Origin of the sequence: Mesorhizobium sp. M7D.F.Ca.US.004.03.1.1 (assembly GCF_003998635.1) — a bacterium.
In the GTDB taxonomy this organism is placed as follows: domain Bacteria; phylum Pseudomonadota; class Alphaproteobacteria; order Rhizobiales; family Rhizobiaceae; genus Mesorhizobium; species Mesorhizobium loti.
Genome location: NZ_RZQG01000997.1, coordinates 1 through 2,084, shown reverse-complemented (window position 1 = coordinate 2,084; position 2,084 = coordinate 1). Strand labels below are relative to the sequence as shown.

Sequence of the window (2,084 nt, the reverse complement as noted above, 5' to 3'; positions counted from 1 at the left end):
CCTCGTCGATGAAGGGCTTGTCGATACCCGGGATCGGCTTGAGGTCGATGTTCTGGTGCGCGTAGACCATCAGTCGCTGCCACACCATCGCCGGCAGCGAGCCGCCCGTCATGTTCTTGGTCGGCGTGAAGTCGTCGTTGCCCATCCACACTGCCGCCGTGTAGTTGCCGGTGAAGCCGACAAACCAGGCGTCGCGGTAGGATTGCGTCGTGCCGGTCTTGCCGGCGACGACGATGTTGGGAAGTTGGGCCCGCCGCGCCGTGCCCATCACCGGCACCGCGGCGAGCATGGTGTTCATCGATTTGAGCGCCTGCTCCGACAGCACCCGGTGTGGCGGCGGCGCATCCTTGGCGAAATCATAAACCACCTCGCCGGTGCGGGTCACCAACTGGGTGATGCCGTGCCGGGAGCCGACGAAGCCGTTGTCGGCGAACACGCTGTAGCCCGTCGCCTGGTCCATCACCGTCATGCCCGAGGTGCCGAGCACCATGGTCTTGTGCGCTTCGAGCGGCGATTCCACGCCCATCGCCTCGGCCATGGCCTTGATCGGCGGAATACCGAGATAGTCCTTGGCCAGCCGCACCGGCACGGTGTTGATCGATTTGGCCATTGCCATGATCAGCGTGACGTTGCCCGCCGATCCGCCGCTGTAATTGTGCGGCGACCAGCTGCCCCAGCTGATCGGGCCGCCGGAAATGATGGAGTTGGGGGTGAAGCCGTGTTCCATCGCCGTTGCGTAGACATAAGGTTTGAATGACGAGCCGGTCTGGCGCAGCGCCTTGGTGGCGCGGTTGAACTGACTGGCGCCATAGTCGCGGCCCCCGACGATCGCACGCACCGCGCCGTTGGTCTCGATGACGACGACCGCGCCCTCGGTGACATTATAATCCTTGCCGAACTGGCGCAGGTGGAACTCCACCGATTCTTCCGCCGCCTTCTGGATGTTGGCGTCGAAGGTGGTGTGGGCAACGAGCGAGTGCTGGCCCGGTTTGGCGATTTTCTTGACCTCGTCGAACGCCCAGTCGAGGTAATAATCCGGGCTTTTCTGCTCGCCACGATCGACGACATCGGCCGGATGCAGCCTGGCCTGCAGGACTTGACCTTCGGTCATGAAGCCGGCGTCGACAAGGTTCGACAGCACCACATTGGCACGCGCACGCGCCGCGGGCAGGTTGATGTGGGGAGCATATTTGGTCGGCGCCTTGAACAACCCGGCCAGCATCGCCGCCTCGGCGAGGTTCAGGTCCTTGACGCTCTTGCCGAAATAGAAATCGGCGGCCGCCTCGATGCCGAACGTGCCGCCGCCCATATAGGCGCGGTCGAGATAGAGCTGCAGGATTTCCTTCTTCGACAGATTGGCCTCGAGCCACAGCGACAGGAAGGCTTCCTTGATCTTGCGCTCCAGCGTGCGCTCATTGGTGAGGAACAGGTTCTTGGCCAGCTGCTGGGTGATGCTGGAACCGCCCTGGACGACGGAGTTGGCCCGCACATTCTCGAAGATGGCACGCGACAGGCCGAGCACATCGATACCGTAGTGATCGAAGAAGCGGCGATCCTCGGTGGCGAGCACCGCCTTGATGACGTGATCGGGCATCTCGTCGACCGGCACCGAGTCGCGCTGGATGATGCCGCGCTGGCCGATCTCGTTACCGTAGCGGTCGAGGAAGGTGACGGCGAAGTCGCCCTGGGCGCGCCAGTCGCCGGCCGTGTCCTGGAAAGCCGGAATGGCCAGTGCCAGCATCACCACAATGCCGCCGGCGCCGAGCGTGAAACCCTCGCTCAACACTTCAATGATGCCGCGACGCCAGCCGTTGACGCGGAAGCGCCGCGAGAAGATCGTCGCGGCTTCCCAGAACTGGCGCGCCTTGAAACCGATCTCGTAGAGCGAGGAATCGATCCACGCGTCGAGCGCCAGCAGCCGGGCGGCGATCGGACCTCTTCTCTTGCGCGGTTCGGGACTGGCCATTGGGAAATCCGGCTAGCGATTGCACGACCTGAGAACCGCAAACCGGCAATTTCAGGGCGATGCGTTCCGGGAGACTATTCCTCCATTTTTTCAGCAGCCACAAGGGCGCTGAAGACAC

The 2,084-nt window shown here is 63.2% G+C and carries 1 protein-coding gene; it reads right to left on the bottom strand.

The window, feature by feature from the left end; genetic code table 11:
• A partial coding sequence (locus EN935_RS32975) for a penicillin-binding protein 1A (RefSeq protein WP_164771565.1) occupies window positions 1-1,966 on the bottom strand: 1,966 nt, incomplete at its 3' end.
• Window positions 1,967-2,084 lie beyond the last annotated feature (118 nt).